Origin of the sequence: Nocardia sp. NPDC051990, assembly GCF_040680755.1 — a bacterium.
Lineage (GTDB): Bacteria > Actinomycetota > Actinomycetes > Mycobacteriales > Mycobacteriaceae > Nocardia.
This window is the reverse complement of the sequence record NZ_JBFAXH010000011.1, coordinates 18,564-41,435: the sequence shown is the minus strand read 5'-3', so window position 1 is coordinate 41,435 and position 22,872 is coordinate 18,564. Positions and strand designations below refer to the sequence as shown.

Below are 22,872 nucleotides of genomic sequence, written 5' to 3'. Positions count from 1 at the left end.
TCGTCGGATGCGCTCGCCGACTCGTCGAACCAACAATGCGGCGATATCGAACCGTGACCGAACCGCATGTCGAACTATGTCGAAACGCCGATCCGCGCTCCGACCAACGGGTACACGCCGGCGGGGAAGCGCTACAACGCCATCCATAAGGTCGTCGACTCCGACAACATCCTCGTGCGCTACGTCCCGCTCGACACCGCGAACTGAGCCGCGGCTACTTCGGCAGCCCGCGACGATCCGTGATGCCGTCGAGCAGACTGGTCAGTGTCCATTCGACGGGGTCGACGTTCCCGCTGGAAATCCATGAGCTGGACCAGGATTGACCCGAAACCGTCGGCCTCTTCCCTACCGGCGCACTCCGGGTGCGCCCCGATCAGATCATCGCGTGGCGCACGTGCAGCGCCGCGCTTTGTCTCGATCGCCCTGCGATCATCATCGCGCCGCCGAATCCTTTGAACCGCATGCCCATCCGGACTCCGCAGGTGGGGTCGTCGTGTGGACGGTGAGTCGATAACGTCGATATCGGTCCGAGTCCTGATGAGGAGATCTGAATGGGTTCAATGTTTTTCGCCGTGTTCCTACCACTGGCCCTTGCGCTGGTGATGTTCGGACTCGGATTGACCTTGACCGTCGACGATTTCGCCAGGGTACTGCGATATCCCAAGGCTGCGATGGTCGCGCTGGTATGCCAGATGATCGTGCTACCCGCGATCTGCCTGGGTCTGGTCTACCTGTTCCGACTCGAGGGTGCGCTGGCCGTCGGGGTGATGTTGCTCGTCGCCTCGCCGGGCGGGCCGTCGGCGAATCTGTTCAGCCATATCGCCGGTGGCAATGTGGCCCTGAATATCACGCTGACCGCGATCAATTCGATTCTCGCCGTGTTCACCCTGCCGCTGGTAATCACCTTGTCGTTCACGCTGTTCATGGACGAAAACGCGGCGATCGGGCTGCGCCCGGATAAGTTCGCCCAGGTGTTCGCGATCGTCTTGGTCCCGGTCGCGGTGGGCATGTTGGTGCATTGCCGGTTCACCGAATGGGCCGAGCGGATGCGCAAGAACGTCAAGATCGTCTCGGCGGTGGTGCTGCTGCTGGTCGTGGTGACGGCGGTGGGGCGCGAATTCGACACACTTACCGAGAACATCGGCAAGCTCGCCACGCTCAGTCTGCTGCTGTCGACACTGAGCTTCGTCATCGGGTACACCGTGCCGCGCTTGTTCCGAGTGGAGACCGATCAGGCGATCGCCTCGGCCATGGAGATCGGCATCCATAACGGCGCGTTGGCGATCGCGGTGGCCACCAGTGTGCTGCACGATTCGCAGATGGCAGTGCCGCCCGCGGTCTATGGGGTGCTGATGAATATTCCGGCCGCTATCGCCGCATACTTGTTGGCGCGGCAACTGCGCCGCACGGCTGCCACACCGGTTCCGGCCGCTACCGGCTAGGGCAGCCGAGCGCGGACATGGGTAGCCTTTGCGTGTTCAACGTCAGGTGAGAGGACCTCAGTTCGCGATGCGACCGCTCGGCACAGACGATCCCACGCGGATCGGGGATTACCGGCTACTCGGCCTGCTCGGTGCGGGCGGTATGGGCCGGGTGTACCTCGGACGCAGCACGGGCGGGCGCACCGTCGCGGTGAAGGTGATCCGACCGGATCTGATCGGCAACGAGTTCCGGGAGCGGTTCCGGCGCGAGGTCACCGCGGCGCGGCGAGTCGGCGGGAAATTCACCGCGCCGGTGCTCGATGCGGATGTGGATTCAACGCCGCCGTGGCTGGCGACCGGCTATGTCGCCGGATTCTCGCTGACTGATGCGGTCGAGCAGTTCGGCACGTTCAACGAGAACACACTGCTGGTGCTCGCGCACGGTCTGGCCGAGGCATTGATCGCCGTGCACGGCGCCGGGATCGTGCACCGCGATCTGAAACCGTCGAATGTGCTGCTCGCCGTGGACGGTCCGAAGGTGATCGACTTCGGCATCGCGCGGGCCGCCGAGGACAGCGCGCTGACAACCACCGGAAGTGTCATCGGCTCACCGGGATTCATGTGTCCGGAGCAGGTGGTCGGGCCGACCATGGGACCCGAGGGCGATGTCTTCGCACTCGGCGGTGTGCTCGCCTACGCGGCAACCGGGCAGGGGCCGTTCGGCGGCGGCGAGACCGTACAGATGCTGTATCGGGTGGTGTATGAGGAGCCGCGGCTCGCGGCGGTGCCGGACCGGCTGCGGCCGCTCATCGCGGCATGTCTGAACAAGGATGTGGCGGCGCGCCCGACTCCGCATCAGCTACTCGATCACCTGGCCGGACTCGGAGTTCCGGAACGCGTCGGCTGGCTACCCGCGCCGGTGCTCGAAGAGGTGAGTCGGCGGGCGGTCGCGCTGCTCGATCTGGAATCCGGGCCGGTCGAGGCGATCGGGCCGGATCTGGCGCCGACGATTTCCAGGCCGGTGCCACAATCGAATTCGGGGCCGCGTACACCGCCTCAGACGTTGTCCCGGCCCGCACCGGATACCGTGGCCTGGCAGTCCAGGAATACGGCATGGCAATCCGGACCCCCTCGGCCGCAAGCCAATCCGAGCCATGAGTACGCGCCATCTCCGCCCGCGCAGAACCGGCCGGGACCGCAACCCGCCTACTACCGGCAGTCCAAGTCAGCGCCGAAGAAACGTTCCCGTCGGACCGCGTTGATCGTCGCGGCCGTCGCGGTCGTCGCATTCATCATCGGTGCGCAGCTCACCGACAAGTCCGCCGATACCGCGGCGACGGTGCACCATTCGGCGGTGGCCACCTCCGAAGCGCCCACGACCACCTCGGTGGAGCAAACCTCCGCGACGAGCACCACAGTGGCGCCCACGGAGTCCGTGATACCCGAAGCATTCGTCGGCAGATGGACCGGCACCGCAAGAGACGCGCTGACCACCTTCGATATCGAGTTGACCATTCGCGACGGCGAGATCGGCGAGGAAGTCGCCACCTCGGCCAATACCGGCCAGGCGTCGCGCAGCCGGTGTGAACGCGCCGAACATCTGACGGCCGTCACCGACACCCAGATCACCTTCGTGGCACGGCTCACCGGCGGTGCGAGCGGGTGTATGGACGCGGGGTCGACATCGAAGGTCATCCTGCAACCGGACGGTTCGGTGACCTATAGCTTCACTGGCGGATTCAGCGGTTTACTCGGCGATATCACCGGCACTCTGCACAAGAATTAGCGCGAGAGATTCATCGGGCGCGCCTTCCGACACACTCGACGCCGATCTTCCATCCTGTGGACCACCGGTTCGACAACGAGCCGAATTCGCGTGAAGGGATCAATCGAATGCGCGTAGTAGCCGAGGTGCTGGTCGGCCTGGTGGCGTTGCTGCACATCTACATCCTGGTCATGGAGATGTTCCTGTGGACCACACCGCGGGTGCGCGCGTCCTTCGGCAACACCGCCGAATTCGCCGAGCAGACCAAGGTTTTGGCCGCCAACCAGGGCCTCTACAACGGCTTCCTGGCGGCCGGTCTGATCTGGGGCATCATCGCCTCGGATCCGGTCGGATTCGCCGCAATGATCTTCTTCACCGCATGCGTTGTCGTCGCCGGAATCTACGGTGCGGCCACCGCGAACCGCCGGATCCTGTTCGTCCAAGCGCTGCCCGGTGCGATCGCCCTGGTCGCCGTGCTGATCGCGGGCAGCGACTAACGCTTGCCGAGCCGTCGACGGGCGCGGGCTCGCTCGATGGCCATCGACCAGGACAGCTTCGCGATGGCGCTCGCCTCCCGCACCACGGTGCGCGGGTCGGCGACGAGCTGATCGGCGCCCTCGCGACCGACCAACCCGGCCACCTTGCGCCGCGTCGCCGGACTCGCCTTGCGGATATGGCCGCTGTCGAACGGCGGCTGCGGATCGTATTCGATCATCAGCTGGATTGCCTCGGCCTGATCTTTGCCCGCGATCTCACCGGCCAGCCACAGCCCGAGATCGATTCCCGCGGAGACGCCGGCGGCGGTCACGATCTTGCCGTCGTGCACGACCCGTTCCTCGGCGCGTGGCTGAGCGCCGAACGCTTTCAGCGCCGACAAACCGGCCCAGTGCGATGTCGCGGGCTTGCCCCGCAGAATTCCGGCGGCGGCGAGGATCACCGATCCGGTGCACACCGAGGTCGTCCAGGTTGAGGTCTCGTGCACCTGACGCAGCCAGGCGAGCAGCTTCTCGTCGGCGGCCGTGGCCGCGGTCGCGGGACCCGAGCCGCCGATGAGCACGATATCGGGCGACGGTGTCTCGTCGAGCGAATGCGTCGCGCCGAGCAGCAGCACACCGCTGTCGGTGGTGATCGGTCCCGGCTCATGCCAGACGAAACGCAGCCGCGCGCCGGGCAGCAGCCGCAGCACCTCGTAGGGCCCGATCACATCGAGCGCGGTCATACCCGGATAGACGACGATGGCGATCTGCATGATCTGTCCCTCCCATGGTGGATTCCGCCGTCGGTGAGCAGACTATTCGCTGTCACTTGTTCTCCTGCATAGGGATTCGCACGCCACGCTCCGCAGCGACCGCGACGGCGCGCTCGTATCCGGCATCCACATGCCGAATGACGCCCATACCGGGGTCATTGGTGAGCACGCGCTCGATCTTCTGTCCGGCCAACGCGGTCCCGTCGGCGACACAGACCTGCCCGGCGTGGATGGACCGGCCCATGCCGACGCCACCGCCGTGGTGGATGGACACCCAACTCGCGCCGGAAGCCGTGTTGACCAGCGCATTGAGCAGCGGCCAGTCGGCAATGGCATCGGATCCATCGGCCATGGCCTCGGTTTCGCGATACGGCGAGGCGACACTGCCGGAATCGAGGTGGTCGCGGCCGATCACCACCGGAGCCCGCAACTCACCGTTTGCGACCATCTCGTTGAATCGGAGCCCGGCCAGGTGCCGCTCACCATAGCCGAGCCAGCAGATGCGGGCCGGAAGTCCTTGGAAGGCAACGCGTTCCCCGGCCATGGTGATCCAGCGGCGCAGGGATCCGTTTTCCGGGAACAGTTCCAGCACGGCCCGGTCGGTCGCGGCGATATCCGCCGGATCACCAGACAGCGCGGCCCAGCGGAACGGCCCCTTACCCGCGCAGAACAATGGCCGGATGTAGGCGGGCACGAAGCCGGGAAAGTCGAAGGCGCGTTCGCAGCCGCCGAGCTTCGCCTCGCCACGCAGCGAATTGCCGTAATCGAAGACCTCGGCGCCGCGGTCGAGGAACCCGAGCATCGCGTCGACGTGTTCGGCCATGGATTCGCGGGAGCGGTCGGTGAATTCGTCGGGCTTCTTCGCGGCGTAGTCGGCCCAGTCCGCGAGTGCGACACCGCGCGGCAGATAGGCGAGCGGGTCGTGCGCCGAGGTCTGGTCGGTGACGATATCGATCTCGACACCCGCCGCCAGCAATCTCGGCAGTACCTCGGACGCATTGCCGATCAGACCGACCGACAAGGCTTTTCGCTCCTTGCGCGCCTGGGCGACCCGGCGCACCGCATCATCGAAATCGGTGGCGATCTCGTCGAGATACCGGTCGTGCACTCGCCGCTCGGCACGCGCCGGATCGCATTCGACCGCCAGGGCGACCCCGTCGTTCATGGTGATGGCCAGCGGCTGCGCACCACCCATGCCACCCAATCCGGCGGTGAGCGTGAGGGTTCCGGCTAGTGTGCCGCTGAAACGCTTATCCGCCACGGCAGCGAAGGTCTCGTAGGTGCCCTGCAGGATGCCCTGGGTGCCGATATAGATCCACGAACCCGCGGTCATCTGTCCGTACATGGTGAGGCCCAGCGATTCCAGCCTGCGGAATTCGGGCCAGCTCGCCCAATCGCCCACCAGATTCGAATTGGCGATCAGCACCCGCGGCGCCCACTCGTGTGTCCGGAATACGCCGACCGGTTTACCGGACTGCACCAGCAGGGTTTCATCGGCCTCGAGTGTGGTGAGGGTGCGGGTGATCGCGTCGAAGCTGGACCAGTTCCGCGCCGCCTTACCGGTGCCGCCGTAGACCACCAGGTCCTGCGGGCGCTCCGCCACCTCGGGATCGAGATTGTTTTGCAGCATCCGAAGTGCACCCTCGGTCTGCCAGTTCTTGGCCGTCAGTTGCGTGCCACGCGCCGCGCGCACCGTCCGTGTCATCGAATTACCTCCATATCAACGGGTCCGCCCGCAGGTCGGTGTCGCATGGCTCTTGGTGACTCGCACGAGGCAAACCCTGTGCGCGAGCCTGATTCGCTATGCGGGAACCGGACCGCTTCGGGTTAGGCAAGGGAGCTCACTCTCCTGTGGTGCCGAGGTAAGGGGTGACGGCGGCGAGCAGTTCGCCGGAGCGGACCAATTCGGCGGCGGCGGCGATTTCCGGGGCGAGGTGTCGGTCCGGTCCGGGGCCGTCGACCTCGGTGCGGAGCAAGGCGAGTGCCGCCGCGGTGGCCGGGGCCGGCCGTAGCGGTGCGCGTAGGTCCAATGCCCTTGCAGCCGTGAGGTATTCGACGGCGAGAACGGTGGCCAGACCGTCGACAGCCCTGCGCAATTTACGTCCGGCCGACCAGCCCATCGAGACATGGTCTTCCTGCATCGCACTGCTCGGAATCGAATCCACCGATGCGGGCATCGCGAGGCGCTTGAGTTCGCTGACGATTCCCGCCTGGGTGTACTGGGCGATCATGTGGCCGGAGTCGACGCCCGGATCGTCGGCGAGGAAGGCAGGAAGACCGTGTGAGCGTGCGACATCCAGCATTCGATCGGTGCGCCGCTCGGCCATACTCGCGACATCGGCGACCGGAATGGCGAGGAAGTCGAGCACATACGCCACCGGAGCACCGTGGAAGTTGCCGTTGGATTCCAACCTGCCATCGGCGAGCACGACGGGATTGTCGATCGCCGAGGCCATTTCACGTTCGGCCACCAATTCGGCGTGCGCGAGGGTGTCGCGGGCAGCGCCGTGCACCTGCGGCGCGCAACGCAACGAATACGCGTCCTGCACCCGGTTGCAGTCCGGACCCCGGTGGCTGGCAACGATTTCCGATCCGGCGAGCGCGGCCGCCATGCGCCGTGCGGAGCGCGCTTGTCCCGGATGCGGGCGCAGCGCCTGCAGATCATCGGCGAAGACCCGGTCGGTGCCGAGTAGTGCCTCCACGCTCATGGCGGCGGTGATGTCGGCGACATCGAGCAGTTGGCGCAGGTCATCGATGGCGAGCGCCAGCATGCCCAGCATGCCGTCGGTGCCGTTGGTTAGCGCGAGCCCTTCCTTCTCGGCGAGAGTCACGGGCTTGATTCCCTTGGCGCGCAGGGCTTCCGCCGCTATCGTCACCTTGCCGGAAGAGTCCGTGACTTCGCCCTCCCCCATCAGCGCCAGCGCGACCGCGGCCAAGGGCGCGAGATCGCCGGAGCAGCCGAGTGATCCGAACTCGTGCACCACCGGCGTAATGCCCGCATTGATCAACTCGGCCAAGGTGAGCGCAGTCACCAGCCGCACCCCGGTGTGTCCGGTGGCCAGGGTCCGCAGCCGCAGCAACATCATGGCGCGCACCAACTCGGTCTCGACCACGGCGCCCGCGCCCGCGGCATGCGAGCGGATCAGCGACCGCTGCAGCGCGGCCCGGCTCTCCGGCGGAATGTGCCGGGTGGCCAGTGCGCCGAAGCCGGTGGAGACGCCGTAGGTCGGGACCGTGCCCGCGGCCAGCGCGTCGACGTGCTGGCGCGCGTTGATCAGCCGCTTCTCGGCGGCCTCGCTGAATCGAACCTGGGCGCCGTCGCGGGCAACGGCGACGATGCGTTCGACGGTCAGCGGCCCGTCCAGCTCCACGGGCGGTGACTGCGTGGTATCCGGCATATGCCCATTCCACCGCCACGGGGCGGGTGGAGAAAGAGGCTGAGCCAGGTTCTGTCTGGTATACGAGACAATCCGAGGCAGTGGCATGGGAACGAGCCGCGATATCCCGGCGAGGACGGACATGTCACCGCCGGATCCGCCCCGGTCGCCTATCCGGCATTCGATCACGACCATCGGCCGATCGCGGCGATCAGTATGGCGCTGCGGCACCACTGCGAGCAGATCCCTGTGCTGCCGATCGGTCCGGTCTCGCCGTGCGGGTGCGGTCCACCGCCGATGAGCTCACCCGCCGCATCGGTGAGCGGGCGAGCTGACGACGCGCTTCTGTCGCGAATTGATAGCAGCCACGCGTACATGCGTAGGTTTTCCAGGTCTTTCGACCTCACCCGCGACACGCCGACCGGCTGCCCATATTTCAGCAACCCGACAGCTACGCTGGCAGATCACCGGATGCGGCCAATGCCCACCCGGTGGCGCACGACCGACAGTGCCGGACGGGGACAGGAGTTCGATGCGAACACCGCGGCGCCGACGCGCCCTGGTCGGGCTCGCGATCAACGCGACCGCGCTACTACTGTCCGGCCTCGCGACGCCGTCCGCACAGGCGACCGTCACACCGTTCGGCCGGGAATTCCTGTGGGGCGTCGCATCATCGGGCTTCCAATCCGAAGGCCATGCGCCGGGCAGCAATTGGACCCGCTATATCGAAACCGGCCAGGCCGGGGACGACTACGAGAATTCCGTCGACTTCTACAAGCGCTACATCTCCGACATCAACCTGGCCGCACATCTCGGGGCCCGGGTGTATCGGATCGGCATCGAATGGGCGCGAATACAGCCGCAACCCGATACCTGGGACGAGGCGGCATTCGGCTTCTACGACAATGTGATAGTGCGCATCCTCGCGGCCGGTATGCGACCGATGCTCACCCTGGATCACTGGGTATATCCCGGCTGGGCCGCGGATCGCGGCGGCTGGCGCAATCCGGGCATGGTCGAGGATTGGCTGGCCAATATGCGAAAGGTGGTGAACCGCTATGCTTCTCGCAATCCACTGTGGGTCACCTTCAACGAACCTGCCGCCTATATCGGCACCGAACTGCGCATCGGTGCCATTACGCCGGACGAGGCGCCGGCCATGCTGGACCGAATCGCCGAGGCGCACAACGCTATCTACGACACCATCCATCACAACCTGCCCGATGCGCAGGTCACCAGCAATCTCGGCTATGTCGCGGGCGCCGAGACCGAGGTGAATCAGCCGATCGTGGACCGGATCGCCGATAAGCTCGATTTCATCGGCGTCGACTACTATTTCGCGCCGGTACCGGAAGCGAATAGAGCGGTACAGGGTGGTTCGAACGAGGGTCCGGCAATGTGGGAACTCCCGATTCACACCGAGGGCATCTACTATGCACTGCGCCATTACGCGCGGCTGTTTCCCGACCGCCCACTATTTGTCGTGGAGAACGGCATGCCCACCGAGGACGGTAAACCGCGCGCCGATGGCTACACCCGCAGCGATCACCTTCGCGACACCGTCTACTGGATCCAGCGCGCCAAGGCCGACGGTATGAACATCATCGGCTACAACTACTGGAGCCTCACCGACAACTACGAATGGGGCAGCTACACACCACGATTCGGCCTGTACACGGTCGACGTCCGCACCGATACCACCCTTGCCCGCAAACCCACCGATGCGGTCGACGCCTACCGCGGCATCATCCAATCCGGCGGCGTCCCCACCGGCTATCGTCCGACCCGCGCACCGGTCGATTGCGGGTTGGTCGATCCACCCGATAGTTGCGACCAAACCGTCAGCGTTCCTTAGTGCGCTGACCACGAACGTTCGCCACACTCGCCTGAACAGGCAAACGTTCGTGGCGAACGCACTGCCCGTAGCGATCCGAGGGATTACAGGCCCAGGGAACGCACCAGGTCCACCATCTCAGCGTGGTAGAGCTTTGCGGGATCGTGGGATTGCGGGCCGAGATGACCGTAGATCTCCAGTGCGATCAGGCCGTGCATGCGACCCCAGATCCGCAACGCCAGCGCCACGGCGGAGGGCGGCAGTTCGGGAAAATCGGCGCGGACGTGAGTGACCAGGTCGGCGTCGAAATCGGACCAGGTGACGGCGGGGTCATCCTGCAGCGCGGCAGCGTGGGGCCAGGCCGCGGCTACCAGGCCGACCAGTCCGTTGCAGGCTCGCGCCCCGGCCGCAGCCGCCGGACCGCGCGGTGGTGGCTGATATCCCGGGACTGGATCGCCGTAGATGAGCCGGAAGCCTTCGGGATTCGCCAAGGCCCAGCCGCGCACCGCTTCGCCCCAAGCCACCACGCGGCCGGCCGGATCATCCACCGGAACCTGGTCGCGCGCGGCCTCCACCGCATCCGCCAGCCTGCCGTACACATCGCCGATGAGCATGGTGATCAGGTCGTCGCGGGTCGCGTAGTAGCCGTAGATCGCACCGGCGGTCATGCCCATGTGACGCGCGATGGCGCGCAACGAGATTGCGTCGGGACCGCCATCGGCCAACAGCCGCAGCGCGATTGCCTTGATGTCCTCGGCGGTCTGCGCCCGTAGGCGCTCCCGGCGACGCTGTACAACTTCGGCCACGGTTGACACTTTACCCCGTTCGACTAATATCTGCAGTGTCGTCACTGAACGGCGTGTAGTAAATGAACGCAGTGTAGCCAGAGGAGTATCGTGGACATCGGAATCTTCGGCGCGACCGGGGTGATAGGCAGCGAGACGGTGCGCGAGGCCGAACGGCGTGGACATCGGGTCACCGCATTTGCCCGCGACGCAGCCCGCTTCCCCGCCGACCGCGGCCAAGTCGACTGGCAGGTCGCGGACTGGCTGGACACCGACAGCATCGCCGCGGCCATCGCCGGACTCGATGTGGCGATCAGCACTGTGAACGCCGGATACGGCGTCCCAGACACCATTGCCCATGCGGGCAACTTCGTCACCGGGGCCGAGGCGATGATCGGCGCGATGGAGCGGCACCCGTCGGTGCGAGTGATCATGGTCGGCGGCGCGGGCAGTCTGGAGATCGCGCCGGGACAGCAGATCGTCGACGGCGGAGCGGAATTCGATCGGAGCCTGATCGAGGACCTCGAAGTACCCGTCGAGTATGGGGCGGTGGTGCGGGCGTTGCGGGACGCGCTCAACCTCTACCGGCAGTCCAACCGCAATTGGACCTACCTCAGCCCGTCGGCGCTGCGAATCCGTCCAGGCGGCGAGCGGACCGGTCGTTTCCGGATCGGCGGAGACCAAATCCTGGTACGCCCGGACGGCACCAGCCATATCTCCGCACCCGACCTCGCCATCGCTCTGCTCGACGAGGTCGAGCAGCCGCGGTTCGTTCAGCGCCGTTTCACCGTCGGCTACTGAGAAACAGGGAGTACAAATGGATCTGGGACTCAACGGACGTACCGCGATCGTCACGGGCGCGAGCCGCGGCATCGGACTGGCCATCGTGGCGAGGTTGATCGCGGAAGGCGTTCGAGTGATCGGGGCCGCCCGCACCGTCACCGAAGAGCTGCGGGAGACCGGTGCGGCGACGGTCGCCGTCGACCTCGGAACTCCCACCGGCGCGGCCGAGCTCGTCACCCAGGCTCTCGAAACGCTCGGTGGCGTCGATATCCTCGTCAACAACGTCGGGGGCGCGGAGTTCAACGCGATCAACGGTTTCCTCGACATCGATGACGAAACCTGGCAGCGGACCTTCGATGTGAACCTCTTCAGCGCGATCCGGGTGACCAGAGCCGCGCTGCCGAGCCTGATCGAACGCCGCGGGACGGTGATCAACATGTCATCGATCGTCGGCCGAGCACCCGGTGCGGCGACCGCCGACTACGGCGTCGCCAAGGCCGCGCTCACCGCGTTGAGCAAGGCACTCGCCGAACAATTCGGGCCGCAAGGCGTCCGGGTCAACACCATCTCCCCCGGCCCGGTGCGCACCGCATTCTGGGAATCGCCGGATGGACCCGGCGGAAAAATAGCCGCTGCCAACGGGGTCGGAATCGAGGATTTCCTTCCCCAGCTACCCGCCGCGGTCGGCATGACCACCGGCAGGCTGATCGAGCCCGACGAAATCGCCTCCCAGGTCGCCTTCCTGGTCTCCGACCACGCACGCAGCATCCTTGGCACCGACCTGTACATCGACGGAGGCGCACTGAAAACCATCTGAAGCCACGGCCTTGCCGATGCCCCTTCGGCGCAGCGCGGCCGAAGGGAGCATCGGCCGCACTACCGAGCGAGGTACGGGGAATGCGCCAGATCCCGAACATCCGCCACAGGTGAAACATGCGGACCCAGTTCCTCGCCGATTTCTCGAACAGCCGCAGCATACGGTGGTGTCGTCGGCGTCCGGAACACCGGTGCCGGCGAAAGCGCGGCTGGTGACCGAGGCCCAGTTCGGACCGCTGCGCGCCTTCGTCATGAGCGACTCCGACGATTCCAACCACACCATGCTCGCCCGACGCCTGCAGGACTACCTGCGCTGGCGCAACGCCAACGCCCGCCACCCCCGACGTGCTCGCCGCCCAACGCCGCGAACGAGCCCGGATCCGCAGCGAACGCCAGCAACGTCGGGGCCGGCCCCGAACACACGTCACCGCCGCCTGACCAGCGAATGTTGCGCGGACGGCGACTGGTCGAGCACCTCAAGCCTTCGGCCTGTTGTCGACGACCCTGCGGGATTTGAAGGTCTGCTGTTCATGAGTTCCCGGAGCGACTACGCTCACCGGCACCCTGATCTGAATTGACAGTTTGATCGCGGCTTCGAGCGATTGGCGCAACTGCTCGAGGCCCTTGGTGTCCATGTCGGGTTCATGCTCGACCTCGACGCGAAGTTCGTCGAGTGCGTTCTCGCGCTCGACGAAGATGCGGAACTCGGCGCCAGCGCCGTCGACACCGCGGACCGCGGCCTCGATGGCGCTGGGATAGACGTTGGCTCCTCGGATGATGAGCATGTCGTCGACCCGGCCGAACACGCCGCGCGGGAGACGGGGATAGGTGCGTCCGCACGGGCATGGAGTGTCGTCGATGACGCCTTCGTCGCCCATCCAGAATCGAATCATCGGCTGGGACTCTCGCCACAGATGGGTTGCCACCGTGGCTCCTGACGTTCCTGCGGGTACCAGGATGTTCGGGTCATTTCGATCGACGATCTCGGTGTAGTTCTCGTCCTGGAACAGGTGTACTCCACCGTCCGATTCGGTGCATCCGATATTGGACAGGAACGGGTACATCTCGGATGTCGAGCCGGCGGAAGCGTCAACGATCAGGGGGTTTGCCCACAATTGCATCAGCAGTTCTCGCACAGACGCAATGCTGGCACCGGGTTCGCCTCCGGCAACGAGTAGGGAGACCTTACTGTCGCGGACATCGAGGCCGAGTTCGCGAGAGCGCTGGGCCAGGTGTACGAGGTATGACGGCGTTCCCACGACAACATCGCAATCCAGAGTGTGCATGAGTTCGATCTGCTTGTCGGTCGGGACAACCGAGCCGGTGGGGAAGGTCGTCGCGCCGATCTGCTCAGTGGCCTGCAAGATCCCCCATCCGCCGAAGAAGAGGGCGAAGGGGAAGGTGATCTGGACGATGTCGTCGGGCCTGACGCCAGCGCTCCACAATGCCATGGCAGACGCCTCGCGGGCCCGGTCCCAGTCGCGGCGGGAGACGCCATACATCGTCGGCTTACCCATCGTTCCCGAAGAGCCGTGGATGCGGGCCAGCTGATTGCGCGGGACACCGAGGTAGTCGCCGAACGGCGGGTGCTGCTGCTGATTCTCGACCAACATCTTCTTGGTGATCACCGGCACCTTCGCGGTGAAGTCCGCCAAGGACTTGACGTCGGAGGGCTTGAATCCGTGGTCGTCGTAATGCCGTCGATAGAACGGCAATTTCTCGTACACGTAGTGCAGCTGGTGCTGAATCCGGTCGAGGATCAGCTGGTCGCGTTCGTGACGGGGCATCGTCTCGCGCGCTTCATCCCAGAACCGTGTGGAGCGGGCGCGTCGCTGAGCTTCGTCTCGCCTGTCGGTCATGCCGTACTCTCCCGATGAATTATTTCTACCAAACCGTAGGTAGAAATATGGACGCACTCGAAGTGTGATGTCAAGCACCGTGTTATTCTATCTACCAAACGGAAGGTGTATTAACCGTGAAATCAGAGGAGGACCCATGCGAGTCAACGTCGACATGAGCTCATGCCAGCACTACGGGCAGTGTGTCTTCGCCGCGCCAGAGGTATTCGATCTCGACGGCGACGGCAAGCTGCAGTACCGAGTCGAAGCAGCCGATGATCAGCGTGCAGCGGTGGAGGCGGCAGCGGATGCATGCCCCATGCAAGCAATCACGATTGTCGATTGAGGCTGCATATGCGCACCGTGGCAGTTGCAGGTGGATCGCTCGGAGGCCTTCGCACAGCCGAGGCCCTTCGCAGCGCAGGGTGGACAGAGTCCGTCATCGTGATCGGATCCGAGGCGAGTATGCCCTACACGCGGCCACCGTTGTCGAAGAAGATCTTGTCGGATGATGGCGCTTTCGACAATGTACGACTACGCCCTCGGTTAGCGGACGACGACGTCGATTGGCGGCTCGGCATTTCAGTCACCAAGGCGGATCTCGCCGAGAGGCGGCTGCACCTGTCGGACGGGCAGGTCGTCGAGTTCGATGCACTCGTCGCGGCGACCGGTGTGACTCCCCGGACGTTGCCGATCTCGGGACCGCACGCCGGACGGCACACGTTGCGGACACTCGACGACGCACGAGCGGTGCACCGAGAATTAAGACCCGGTCGGCGGGTGGTCGTCATCGGTGCCGGATTCATCGGGTGTGAGGTTGCCGCCGCCGCGCGCGCGAAGGGGTGCGAGGTCGACGTTGTCTGTGCCGACGAGGTCGCCATGCTCCGTCCACTCGGCCGCGCGGTGGGTCACGCGATTCAACGCAGACACACCGCGGCCGGGATACGTTTCCACCCAGGTAGAACGGTCCAGTGCTACGAGGGCATCGACCGAGTGTCGGGGGTCGTCCTCGACGACGGGTTCTACTTGTCGGCGGACGTGGTCGTCGAAGCAGTAGGTTCGGCTCCGAACGTGACGTGGCTCGACGGAAACGGGCTCGATACCAGCGACGGAGTGATGTGTGATTCATGGCTTCGACTGGGGGGCGTCGCGGCGACCGCAGCGGTCGGAGATGTCGCACGGTTCCCCAACACATTGTTCGACACCGTGCCGCGTCGATTCGAGCACTGGCAGATGGCGGTGGACACCGCTCGTCAGGCGGCCCGCACGATCATCCACGATCTGTCAGAGGCGCCGATAGCGGCACTGCCCGCCTTTGAACCACTTCCCTCCTTCTGGTCGGACCAGGGGACGGTCCGAGTGGACTCGTTCGGGTCACCCGGCATCGCCGATTGTTGCGAGGTGCTCGAGGGCCAGCTGAGCGGAGAGTGTGCGGTCGGCTACTACCGTGCGGGACGTCCGGTCGGGGTCGTGTTGATCGGTATGCCCCGCCGCAGCGGGCACTACCGCACGTGGATCGGCGAGCAGCTCTACGCGTTGTCCGCGGCGTCGGTCGCGGGCTGACTCCGGAGCCGCTTGCGTGGGCTGCGGCGCAGCGCTTCGGGGCCACCCGTGGCCAGCACCGCCGCGTCGGAGCCCAGCGAGGTCAAGACCATGCCGGCAAGCTGGCAGGCGAGTTCTTGTGCTGAGTATTTGCCACCGGCGGAGTACCACTCGGTCATGCTGTTCAGCATCCCGATGATGGCCACTGAGGACAGCCTCACATCGATATCCGGATCGATGTCACCGGAGTCGACACCGTCACGCATGATCCCCATGAGCACGGCGTAATACTCGTCCTCGCTCCTGCTCAGTTGCTTTTGGCGCAGTGGCGACAGCTGGCTGAACTCACGTAGCCGAATCCGGAATGTCCGCAGGTTGGCGGCCACGAACAAAACATGTGAGTGGACGAAATCCGTCAGACGGTCGAGCGATGCGCGGGGATCCTCGGACAGCGGTGCCACTGCGTCCAGGGCGGTAATGTAGGCAGGCTCGATGATCTGGAAGAGAAAGTCCTCCTTGGATGCGACGTAGTAGTACAGGCTGCCTTTCATGATGCCGACCGCATCGGCAATGTCCTGCATGCTGGTGGCGTCGTATCCGTTCGCCAGAAAAGCATCGGCCGCAGCGTCGAGAACTTCCTGAACTCGTTCGACATCCGGTCCACGGCGCGGACGGCCCCGCTTCGCCGCTTTCTGGACCATCGTGTCCCCTCTCATCGACGGCCGTAGCCGAACTATTGCGGAGTGCGTCGTCTCCACTCCGGGTTACCCAACGCAAGATCCTCGGATATGCCAAGCGATCCGCGTGCAGTGACCAACTCTAATTGCAGGGATGCGGGCATCGTTGTGACGGCACCCTGACGAAACGGTGGGGGTATCGAATCTCGACACCCCCACCTGGACGCGCTGGACGGACTGCTTCAGCGATTGGTGACCGGGAACGACGTCATGCCGCGGCTGATCAGGGTCGGATGCCACTGCTGCGCCGAGTCTGCGATCTCGATGTCAGGGCACCCGGTTGCCAGAGCCTCGAAAGCGAGGTGGCCTTCGAGTCGGGCCAGGAAGTTACCCAGGCAGTGATGTAGACCGAAACCGAATCCGACGTGCCGGTTCGAGGTGCGAGTGATGTCGAACGTGTCGGGATGGTCGAACACCGCAGGGTCACGGTTCGCGGACGCTTGTACCAGGTAGACCGTGTCGCCGGCGCGCATCCGGCTGCCGCGCAACTCGACATCCTTCGCAACTCTGCGCATGGCCATCTTGGCCGGACCGTCGAAACGGAGAACTTCCTCGACTGCCGATCTCGCCATGGCCGGATCCGCTTTCAGCAACTCCCACTGGCTCGGGTTTTGTAGGAAGGCGCGCGTCCCGTTGGCAATCATGTTGGTCGTCGTCTCGTGCCCGCCGAATATGAGCAGCGCGCAGGTGGAAACCACTTCGTCGTCGGTCAGCGGCGGATCCTGCTCGCGGGATTCGAGAATGCGGCTGATCAGATTGTCGTCGGGTTGCTTTCGCAGCCGCGAGATATGCGAACGGAGGTACTCGGTCAGCTCCGTAAGGGCACGCTGGGCACGTTCGTGCCGATCCGGGGTCGACTTCGCGCCGAAGACGAGCACGACGATCTCGTCCGACCATTGCTTGAACAGCTCCCGGTCCTGGGCCGGCACCCCCATCAACTCGGCGATCACGACTGCGGGGATCGGATAAGCGAGATCACGTACCAGATCGAAATCGCCCCGATCGGTGATCGCGCCCACGGCCTCCTCGACCACCTTTTCAACCTGCGGGCGCATCGAGGCAACTGCTTTCGGCGTGAAGGCGGGCATCACCAACTTCCGGATGCGCGTGTGATCAGGTTGATCGAGGAAGACCATCCAATGCTGGAGAACGTCGTAGGTGGCCTTCCTCGCCTGCCGCTGCTCGCCGGACAGGCGCTCGTTGTACACAGGCCGCACACGATCCGACGAGAAGGCAGGGTCGCGCAATGCCGCCACCACGTCGTCGTACCGGTACACGAACCAAGCCCGGTATTGCTCGTTCCAGTGCACCGGGCATGTTGCTCGCATCTCGGCGAAGTACGGGTAGGGGTCCGCAAGCCTGTCCGGGCTCAGGATATCGTGATCCATAGGTTCCTCATCCTCCCAAAATGGTGACAACGCAACCATTTCCATCGATTCCGGCGGCACCGCCGCCCATCGTCTCCACGGCAGCGGTTCGGGCATCGTCGACCTGGCGTGCTCCGGCCTCCCCCCGGAGCTGCCACACTGCTTCTGCGATCTGCGCAAGTCCTGTCGCACCGAGGGCATGCCCTCTGCTCAAAAGCCCGCCGGACGGGTTCACCGGTTGGTGACCTCCGAGCCTCGTGTGACCAGCCTTGACCAGCTCGAGGCCCTGTCCGGCCGGAGCGAGTCCGAGCGCTTCGGTGGCTGTCACCTCGCCGATCGTGAAAGCATCATGGACTTCGAACAGGCTCATATCGGTGGGACCGAGTCCGGCCGTCTCCCAAGCCTGTCGTGCGACGGACTGCATGAGTTCGAACCCCCACGGGTGGAGCGACCGGTGATCCCACAGTTGCCCGGACTGCAGTGCGCTGGCGAGTATCGTGATGTCCCGCTTGCTTTTTCGCTTAGGTCCGACCACCGCGGCTGCCGCGGCATCCGAGATGTCGCAGCATTGCAGCAGTGTCAACGGATCTGCCACCATTCGGCTGTTGAGCACCTCTTCGACCGTTGTCTGCTTCCCATGCTGGGCGCGCGGGTTCAACGAACCGTGTGCTCGGTTCTTGACCGCGATCAAGGCGAGATCGTCGAGCTCGACATCGTATAAATAGCCGTACCTACTGGCGGCAAGACCGTAGATTCCTGGCATCGCGAGGCCGGCTGCACCCTCGGCGTCGTTGTAGGCAGGTGTGATCGGACCTCTGAAGTGCGCACTCATGGTCTCGACACCGAGGCACAAGACGCTCTCGTATCTCCCCGACTCGACTGCATGGAAGGCTTCGAACAGGGCAGTCGATCCGGTTGCACACGCATTCTCAACAGTGACGATCGGGACTCCGACGATGCCGAGAGTCTGCAGGCAGCGCTGGATTGTCCCGGTCACTCCGAAGACCGTTCCCGCAAAGACTGCATCGACCCTATCGACTTCGGCGTCATCGAGAGCCTCCACGACGGCCTGCTGAACCAGGCTGACATCGCTCATGTGGGGTTGGCGCCCGAACATCGACGTGCCGACCCCGTGTATCGCTGCGTTCATTCGCCCACTCCTGCGTGTATCGCGCGCGCCAACGGATTACCGCCTTCGGTGACACCGATCAACCGGGCCCGCGAGCCCACCGGAAGCGGGCTCTCCGAAGATGTGTGGACCAGCACCCGAGGGCCGTCGTCCAAAACGAGATAGGCCACGGAGAACGGTGGGGTGTATCCCGGTACGGCTATATGCAGACGCGTCGACGCGAAGATCTCCCCCTCGGGGGCGAACTCGGCCACCTCCAATGGACTTGCGCAGATGGGACACCTGGGCGCAGTCGATGTCATGGGATACCGACACGCTGTACATCGATTGCCTACGACGAATACGTCTCCATCTCGCGCGACTACGCGAGGTCGCGGATCAGTCTCCTCCATGGTTCAACCCTCTCGGCTGCAAGACGAGCGGACCGACTCGAGTGCCGGCCTCCATTAATTCTACCTTCCGTTTGGTGGAATATACCATTCACGATTGATGCCTCCAGCGCTGTTGCCTCCAAAGGGCTTCAAGTCAACGCTCGAGGCTGCTGCATGCCGAGGCAAATTCACATTTCAGCTGGCCAGAAGTAGTTTGATGGGGCATTGAAGGTCGCGTCCGGCCGGAGAACTTCGCGATGCTGTCGCATCCGCCAGCGGGAGCATGCCGATGACCATGTTTCGCAGGGGTGCCATAACCTGAGGACGGCCGCAGTTCGAGTCCGAGACGATCGCCGACCGACAGCGAGGTGACGGCATAGACGGTCTCGACGCAGGTCTCGACTTTGCCTTCCGATGCGAGAGGCGGTGTCGCGCGTCGCATCCAAGCCCTGGGAGGCGCCAACCCCACAGAACCAGGGGGGCGAACTACCGTTCCTGTTCAGCCGCCATCGACGACGTTGACAGACGCCACGGTCACTGATACTCATATGCTATGACTGCGCCGGATGATTTCGAGTTCGAAGCCGTCTACCAAGGCACGGGTGGCCCGTTCGGGCCGGGCGTCAAACCGCCGTGGAGTATCGGGGAACCCCAGCCGGAACTCGCCGCGCTGATCGAGCAGGGCAAGTTCCATGGCGATGTCCTCGATGTCGGATGCGGAGAGGCGGCGATCTCGCTGTATCTGGCCGAGCGCGGCTACACCACTGTGGGACTGGACCTGTCGCCGACCGCGATCGAGCTGGCCCGCGCCGAGGCGACCAGGCGCGGCCTCACCAACGCCTCCTTCGAGGTTGCCGATATCAGCTCCTTCACCGGTTACGACGGCCGCTTCGGCACCATCGTCGACAGCACGCTGTTCCACTCGATCCCGGTCGAGTCGCGGGCGGGCTATCAGCAGTCGATCGCGCGCGCCGCCGCGCCCGGCGCGTCGTATTTCGCGTTGGTGTTCGACCGGACCGCCCTGCCGGAAGTCCCCGTACCCGGGCCGGCGCCGGTCACCGCCGACGAGCTTCGCGAGGCGGTTGAGAAGTACTGGGTGGTCGATGAAATCAGGCCGGCGCGAATCCATGGCGACCTGCCTGAGGGCGACATCGGATTGACTCCCGACGGCTCCAAGTTCCGGTTCGAGGGCATCCGCGACGAACCCGGTGGCCGCAAGTCGGTTCCCGCCTGGTTGCTGTGCGCCCGGCGGGGCTGACCCGCCACAAGGCCAGTTCGCGGGCTGCACCGCCCGAACGGGAGACACCGTCAATCATCGAAGTTTGCAGGCTGGCCGAGTCGAGATCGATCACTTGTTCGTAGCGAGATCCGACTGGAACCGCGCCGACAATGACCGCGACCCCATCGCTAATCACGGACGAGCGGATACGGAGTAGCACGCGCATCTGTGTTCGATCCGGTCGGTCAGGCAACCGGCCCGTAGCGTGTCGCACCCGGACAGCGTCGACTGGCACGGGCCCCTATCGCCGCGACCAGCGAGTGGCGGCGCGCCGCTGTGCCCAACGATATGGATCGCACTCGAGTGCGTCCCGATCCCAGTCGCCGAGCGTTGACGCGGCCTCGTAGGTCCGGCGCAGGAATTCGGCAACCACGGCGTCCGGATCGTTCGATTTCCGGACCACTTCGTTGGGAAGAACGAATTCACCCAGGTCACGGTCGTAGTACCCATCCCCTGCCGGATGGTCGGCGTAGCCTGCCGGTTCGGGGTAGGCATATGCGTAGAACGCGCCTTCCGCTCCACCGCCCGGCCAGAATCCGCAACTGCTGAGCTCGTGCGAATACCCCTCCTCCATGACCCAGTCGGCGCAGTGTGGCGCACCGCCGCCATGTCTGGGCGCGGGCCGGCCCGAGAACCTGGTGCATGCCAGATCCATTGCGCCCCAATAGAAATGGACCGGACTGACCTTACCTACATAGCCGGCACGGAATTCGTTCAGCAGTTTGTTCGCCCGCACCAGCTGGCGCCAGAACAACCACACCGCATCCGGGTCATAGGACCGGTGCTGGGTGTCCTCGGCGAACGGGATGGACACCTCGACTTCGTTGGGTCGCCCTTGAATACGGGTGCTGAGTCCGAGTTCGTCGAGCGCCCGCATCGTCTCGTCATAGAACTGCGCCACCGACTTCGGCGCCAACGCCACGGACCGCGTACTTCCGCCATCGGCACGGATCACCAGCCGATGGTCGACGAAATCGAATTCGATGTCGAAGACCGCATTGTCGTAGGGGATCGCCGAGGTCGTCAGCCCCCGCGCGCTCACATACAGCGTCACCTGCCACCAGTGATTCAGCAGCGGCGCATACGCCATCCGGATTTTCCCGACCACCTGTAACCACATGTGCAACGTCTCGCGGGTGTCCTGCCAATCCGAGACTCGCAACGATGGCCACACCGTGGAATTCGATTCGGACATCACTTCGTCCCTTCGTCGGTTGGTGACAGATCAGAATGCTAGTGCCTTGTCCGGGAAGGTCGATGCGGTAATCGGTGGCGGGTCGAGCCACACCAAACTGAATCGTCGGCATGCTGACCGCTCCGCGGAGTTCGGTTGCCGGGTCAAGGAATTCGCTGCCGCAGGACCAGCGACGCGGTGTAGGCGGCCGCGATCAGCACCGCCGCCAGGATCATCCAGGGGCGGCTCGCGTCCCCGCGTACGGTTTCGTAACCGATCTGATCGCTGAGGGTGCTGTAGGCCGAGCGCAGATCGGCCAGGCTGGCGGCGGTGAAGAAATTCCCACCCGAGAGGTTCGCGATCTGCTGCAATGCGGCATCGTCGACGGGCACCGGTACCTCGTCGACGCCGTCGCCCTGTTGGCGGGGGATTTCCACCTTCCCCCAGGTCGTGCCGAACGAGATCGTCGATACCGGGACGTTCTTGCTTTTGGCCAGTCGTGCGGCGGTGTAACCACCACGGGGGTCGTCCTGGTTGGCTGGAACGGTCTGTTTGCCGTCGGACTCGAGCACCATCCGCGCCGGCGGTGGCTCGGTCCCGCCGCCGAGGAGGTTGCCGAAGGTTTCGATGGCCTGCAGCGCGGTGAAAATCCCTTCGCCCGTGGCGGTCCGTTCGGCCAGACGCAGGTGGTCGATCGCAGTGGTGACCTGATCATGGTTGGTTGTTGGAGACACCATCAGCGACGCGGTGCCCGCGAAGGTGACCAATCCGAGGTTGATGCCCGGTGTCAGGTCGTCGACGAATCCCTTGGCTGCCTTCTGCGCGGCCGCCAACCGGCTCGGTGTGACGTCGGTGGCCTGCATCGACAACGACACATCGATGACCAGGATCACTGTGGCGCGGTTGCGTGGCACGCGTTTGTCGGCCATCGGCCCGGCCAGCCCGACCGTCAATGCCAGCAGCCCGATCAGCCCCAACGCCACTGGAATATGCCGCGCCGGTCCCGGCCGTTTCGGGGCGACGGTCTCGAGCAGTTCCATGTTGGCGAACCGCAGCGTCTGCCTGGTCCGGTGCCATTGCACGAGCAGGTAGCCAACGGTGAGGGCGAGAACGACAAGTGCGAATGCGAACCACAGCGGCGCGGCGAAATCGGAGAAACTCATCGGCTCAGACCTCCGCCCGTATTACCTCCCGGGCCCGCGCCCGGTACGCATCGATCTGTCTCGGATCATACGTGCTGGATATGGTCGGCTTCGATGTCGGCGCGACCTCGAGGTCCGGTCCGGCCGGTGTTCGCCATCGCCTTCCGCCACAACACATGGCTCTGAGCCCAGTCGCGACGCCGATCTTGCCGCAACGCATACCCTGGTTCACAGGGCGGAGTATCGATGACACCCCCATCGTC

General features: G+C 64.7%; 20 protein-coding genes. 10 read left to right on the top strand and 10 right to left on the bottom strand.

Features of this window, described 5'->3' with window-relative positions; all coding sequences use genetic code 11:
• Positions 1 to 66: 66 nt before the first annotated feature.
• From AB0L63_RS20535 to AB0L63_RS20520, 4 genes are all read left to right on the top strand, one after another.
• Complete coding sequence (locus AB0L63_RS20535; RefSeq protein ID WP_364503026.1) at positions 67 to 207, top strand: hypothetical protein; 141 nt, start codon at positions 67 to 69, stop codon at positions 205 to 207.
• Between the two features lie 344 nt (positions 208 to 551).
• Positions 552 to 1,442 (top strand): bile acid:sodium symporter family protein, encoded by an 891-nt coding sequence (locus tag AB0L63_RS20530; protein ID WP_364503023.1) that lies wholly within the window; start codon positions 552 to 554, stop codon positions 1,440 to 1,442.
• Positions 1,443 to 1,488: 46 nt separating this feature from the next.
• Complete coding sequence (locus AB0L63_RS20525) at positions 1,489 to 3,207, top strand: protein kinase (protein ID WP_364503020.1); 1,719 nt, start codon at positions 1,489 to 1,491, stop codon at positions 3,205 to 3,207.
• A 107-nt stretch (positions 3,208 to 3,314) separates the two neighbouring features.
• Positions 3,315 to 3,683 (top strand): DUF1304 domain-containing protein, encoded by a 369-nt coding sequence (locus AB0L63_RS20520; RefSeq protein ID WP_364503017.1) that lies wholly within the window; start codon positions 3,315 to 3,317, stop codon positions 3,681 to 3,683.
• On the opposite strand, the gene AB0L63_RS20515 is transcribed toward AB0L63_RS20520, so the two are convergent.
• The 3 genes from AB0L63_RS20515 to hutH all read right to left on the bottom strand — a co-directional run bounded on the left by AB0L63_RS20515 (position 3,680) and on the right by hutH (position 7,833).
• Positions 3,680 to 4,435 carry a DJ-1/PfpI family protein gene (locus tag AB0L63_RS20515; RefSeq protein WP_364503014.1) on the bottom strand — a complete coding sequence of 252 codons (756 nt, stop codon included), beginning with the start codon at positions 4,433 to 4,435 and terminating at the stop codon, positions 3,680 to 3,682. The genes AB0L63_RS20520 and AB0L63_RS20515 overlap by 4 nt on opposite strands.
• Positions 4,436 to 4,487: 52 nt before the next feature.
• The gene (gene hutU, locus AB0L63_RS20510; protein ID WP_364503011.1) at positions 4,488 to 6,140 is read right to left on the bottom strand and encodes a urocanate hydratase; all 1,653 of its coding nucleotides are present in this window, start codon (positions 6,138 to 6,140) and stop codon (positions 4,488 to 4,490) included.
• Between the two features lie 136 nt (positions 6,141 to 6,276).
• Positions 6,277 to 7,833 carry a histidine ammonia-lyase gene (gene hutH, locus AB0L63_RS20505; protein WP_364503008.1) on the bottom strand — a complete coding sequence of 519 codons (1,557 nt, stop codon included), beginning with the start codon at positions 7,831 to 7,833 and terminating at the stop codon, positions 6,277 to 6,279.
• Positions 7,834 to 8,344: 511 nt separating this feature from the next.
• On the opposite strand from hutH, the gene AB0L63_RS20500 reads away from it, so the two are divergent.
• Positions 8,345 to 9,667 (top strand): family 1 glycosylhydrolase, encoded by a 1,323-nt coding sequence (locus tag AB0L63_RS20500; RefSeq protein WP_364503005.1) that lies wholly within the window; start codon positions 8,345 to 8,347, stop codon positions 9,665 to 9,667.
• Positions 9,668 to 9,750: 83 nt separating this feature from the next.
• Here AB0L63_RS20500 and AB0L63_RS20495 read toward each other — a convergent pair whose 3' ends face one another.
• On the bottom strand, positions 9,751 to 10,452 hold the full coding sequence (locus AB0L63_RS20495) for a TetR/AcrR family transcriptional regulator (RefSeq protein ID WP_364503002.1): 702 nt from the start codon (positions 10,450 to 10,452) through the stop codon (positions 9,751 to 9,753).
• A gap of 90 nt (positions 10,453 to 10,542) precedes the next feature.
• Between AB0L63_RS20495 and AB0L63_RS20490 the strand changes: the two genes are divergently transcribed.
• Together AB0L63_RS20490 and AB0L63_RS20485 are read left to right on the top strand one after the other, a co-directional pair.
• On the top strand, positions 10,543 to 11,232 hold the full coding sequence (locus AB0L63_RS20490) for an NAD(P)H-binding protein (protein WP_364502999.1): 690 nt from the start codon (positions 10,543 to 10,545) through the stop codon (positions 11,230 to 11,232).
• Between the two features lie 16 nt (positions 11,233 to 11,248).
• On the top strand, positions 11,249 to 12,031 hold the full coding sequence (locus tag AB0L63_RS20485; RefSeq protein ID WP_364502996.1) for an oxidoreductase: 783 nt from the start codon (positions 11,249 to 11,251) through the stop codon (positions 12,029 to 12,031).
• Positions 12,032 to 12,506: 475 nt separating this feature from the next.
• Here AB0L63_RS20485 and AB0L63_RS20480 read toward each other — a convergent pair whose 3' ends face one another.
• On the bottom strand, positions 12,507 to 13,889 hold the full coding sequence (locus AB0L63_RS20480) for a phenylacetate--CoA ligase family protein (RefSeq protein WP_364502993.1): 1,383 nt from the start codon (positions 13,887 to 13,889) through the stop codon (positions 12,507 to 12,509).
• 136 nt (positions 13,890 to 14,025) lie between these two features.
• Here AB0L63_RS20480 and AB0L63_RS20475 point away from each other — a divergent pair, with 136 nt between their 5' ends.
• The gene (locus tag AB0L63_RS20475; protein WP_364502991.1) at positions 14,026 to 14,214 is read left to right on the top strand and encodes a ferredoxin; all 189 of its coding nucleotides are present in this window, start codon (positions 14,026 to 14,028) and stop codon (positions 14,212 to 14,214) included.
• Positions 14,181 to 15,431 (top strand): NAD(P)/FAD-dependent oxidoreductase, encoded by a 1,251-nt coding sequence (locus AB0L63_RS20470; RefSeq protein ID WP_364502988.1) that lies wholly within the window; start codon positions 14,181 to 14,183, stop codon positions 15,429 to 15,431. The genes AB0L63_RS20475 and AB0L63_RS20470 overlap by 34 nt, the downstream gene beginning before the upstream one ends.
• Here AB0L63_RS20470 and AB0L63_RS20465 read toward each other — a convergent pair.
• The 3 genes from AB0L63_RS20465 to AB0L63_RS20455 all read right to left on the bottom strand — a co-directional run bounded on the left by AB0L63_RS20465 (position 15,398) and on the right by AB0L63_RS20455 (position 18,664).
• Positions 15,398 to 16,111, bottom strand: a complete 714-nt coding sequence (locus AB0L63_RS20465) for a TetR/AcrR family transcriptional regulator (protein ID WP_364502985.1) — start codon at positions 16,109 to 16,111, stop codon at positions 15,398 to 15,400. The genes AB0L63_RS20470 and AB0L63_RS20465 overlap by 34 nt on opposite strands.
• A gap of 218 nt (positions 16,112 to 16,329) precedes the next feature.
• Positions 16,330 to 17,631 (bottom strand): cytochrome P450, encoded by a 1,302-nt coding sequence (locus AB0L63_RS20460; RefSeq protein ID WP_364502983.1) that lies wholly within the window; start codon positions 17,629 to 17,631, stop codon positions 16,330 to 16,332.
• Positions 17,543 to 18,664 (bottom strand): thiolase family protein, encoded by a 1,122-nt coding sequence (locus AB0L63_RS20455; protein WP_364502980.1) that lies wholly within the window; start codon positions 18,662 to 18,664, stop codon positions 17,543 to 17,545. Before AB0L63_RS20455 ends, AB0L63_RS20460 begins: the two co-directional genes overlap by 89 nt.
• 903 nt (positions 18,665 to 19,567) lie before the next feature.
• Here AB0L63_RS20455 and AB0L63_RS20450 point away from each other — a divergent pair.
• Positions 19,568 to 20,272, top strand: a complete 705-nt coding sequence (locus AB0L63_RS20450) for a class I SAM-dependent methyltransferase (RefSeq protein ID WP_364502977.1) — start codon at positions 19,568 to 19,570, stop codon at positions 20,270 to 20,272.
• Between the two features lie 262 nt (positions 20,273 to 20,534).
• Here the strand turns inward: AB0L63_RS20450 and AB0L63_RS20445 are convergent, their stop codons facing one another.
• The gene (locus tag AB0L63_RS20445; RefSeq protein ID WP_364502975.1) at positions 20,535 to 21,488 is read right to left on the bottom strand and encodes a DUF5996 family protein; all 954 of its coding nucleotides are present in this window, start codon (positions 21,486 to 21,488) and stop codon (positions 20,535 to 20,537) included.
• A 143-nt stretch (positions 21,489 to 21,631) separates the two neighbouring features.
• Entirely contained in the window at positions 21,632 to 22,630 is a 999-nt protein-coding gene (locus tag AB0L63_RS20440; RefSeq protein WP_364502973.1) for a VWA domain-containing protein, read from the bottom strand.
• Positions 22,631 to 22,872: the final 242 nt, after the last annotated feature.

Coding starts and splice junctions, on each gene's coding strand:
- AB0L63_RS20475 (WP_364502991.1), top strand. CDS start 14,026: ATGCGAGTCAACGTCGACATGAGCTCATGCCAGCACTACGGGCAGTGT.
- AB0L63_RS20445 (WP_364502975.1), bottom strand. CDS start 21,488: ATGTCCGAATCGAATTCCACGGTGTGGCCATCGTTGCGAGTCTCGGAT.
- AB0L63_RS20470 (WP_364502988.1), top strand. CDS start 14,181: ATGCCCCATGCAAGCAATCACGATTGTCGATTGAGGCTGCATATGCGC.
- hutH (WP_364503008.1), bottom strand. CDS start 7,833: ATGCCGGATACCACGCAGTCACCGCCCGTGGAGCTGGACGGGCCGCTG.
- AB0L63_RS20480 (WP_364502993.1), bottom strand. CDS start 13,889: ATGACCGACAGGCGAGACGAAGCTCAGCGACGCGCCCGCTCCACACGG.
- AB0L63_RS20450 (WP_364502977.1), top strand. CDS start 19,568: ATGACTGCGCCGGATGATTTCGAGTTCGAAGCCGTCTACCAAGGCACG.
- hutU (WP_364503011.1), bottom strand. CDS start 6,140: ATGACACGGACGGTGCGCGCGGCGCGTGGCACGCAACTGACGGCCAAG.
- AB0L63_RS20520 (WP_364503017.1), top strand. CDS start 3,315: ATGCGCGTAGTAGCCGAGGTGCTGGTCGGCCTGGTGGCGTTGCTGCAC.
- AB0L63_RS20455 (WP_364502980.1), bottom strand. CDS start 18,664: ATGAACGCAGCGATACACGGGGTCGGCACGTCGATGTTCGGGCGCCAA.
- AB0L63_RS20500 (WP_364503005.1), top strand. CDS start 8,345: ATGCGAACACCGCGGCGCCGACGCGCCCTGGTCGGGCTCGCGATCAAC.
- AB0L63_RS20485 (WP_364502996.1), top strand. CDS start 11,249: ATGGATCTGGGACTCAACGGACGTACCGCGATCGTCACGGGCGCGAGC.
- AB0L63_RS20440 (WP_364502973.1), bottom strand. CDS start 22,630: ATGAGTTTCTCCGATTTCGCCGCGCCGCTGTGGTTCGCATTCGCACTT.
- AB0L63_RS20530 (WP_364503023.1), top strand. CDS start 552: ATGGGTTCAATGTTTTTCGCCGTGTTCCTACCACTGGCCCTTGCGCTG.
- AB0L63_RS20535 (WP_364503026.1), top strand. CDS start 67: ATGTCGAACTATGTCGAAACGCCGATCCGCGCTCCGACCAACGGGTAC.
- AB0L63_RS20460 (WP_364502983.1), bottom strand. CDS start 17,631: ATGCCCGAACCGCTGCCGTGGAGACGATGGGCGGCGGTGCCGCCGGAA.
- AB0L63_RS20465 (WP_364502985.1), bottom strand. CDS start 16,111: ATGGTCCAGAAAGCGGCGAAGCGGGGCCGTCCGCGCCGTGGACCGGAT.
- AB0L63_RS20515 (WP_364503014.1), bottom strand. CDS start 4,435: ATGCAGATCGCCATCGTCGTCTATCCGGGTATGACCGCGCTCGATGTG.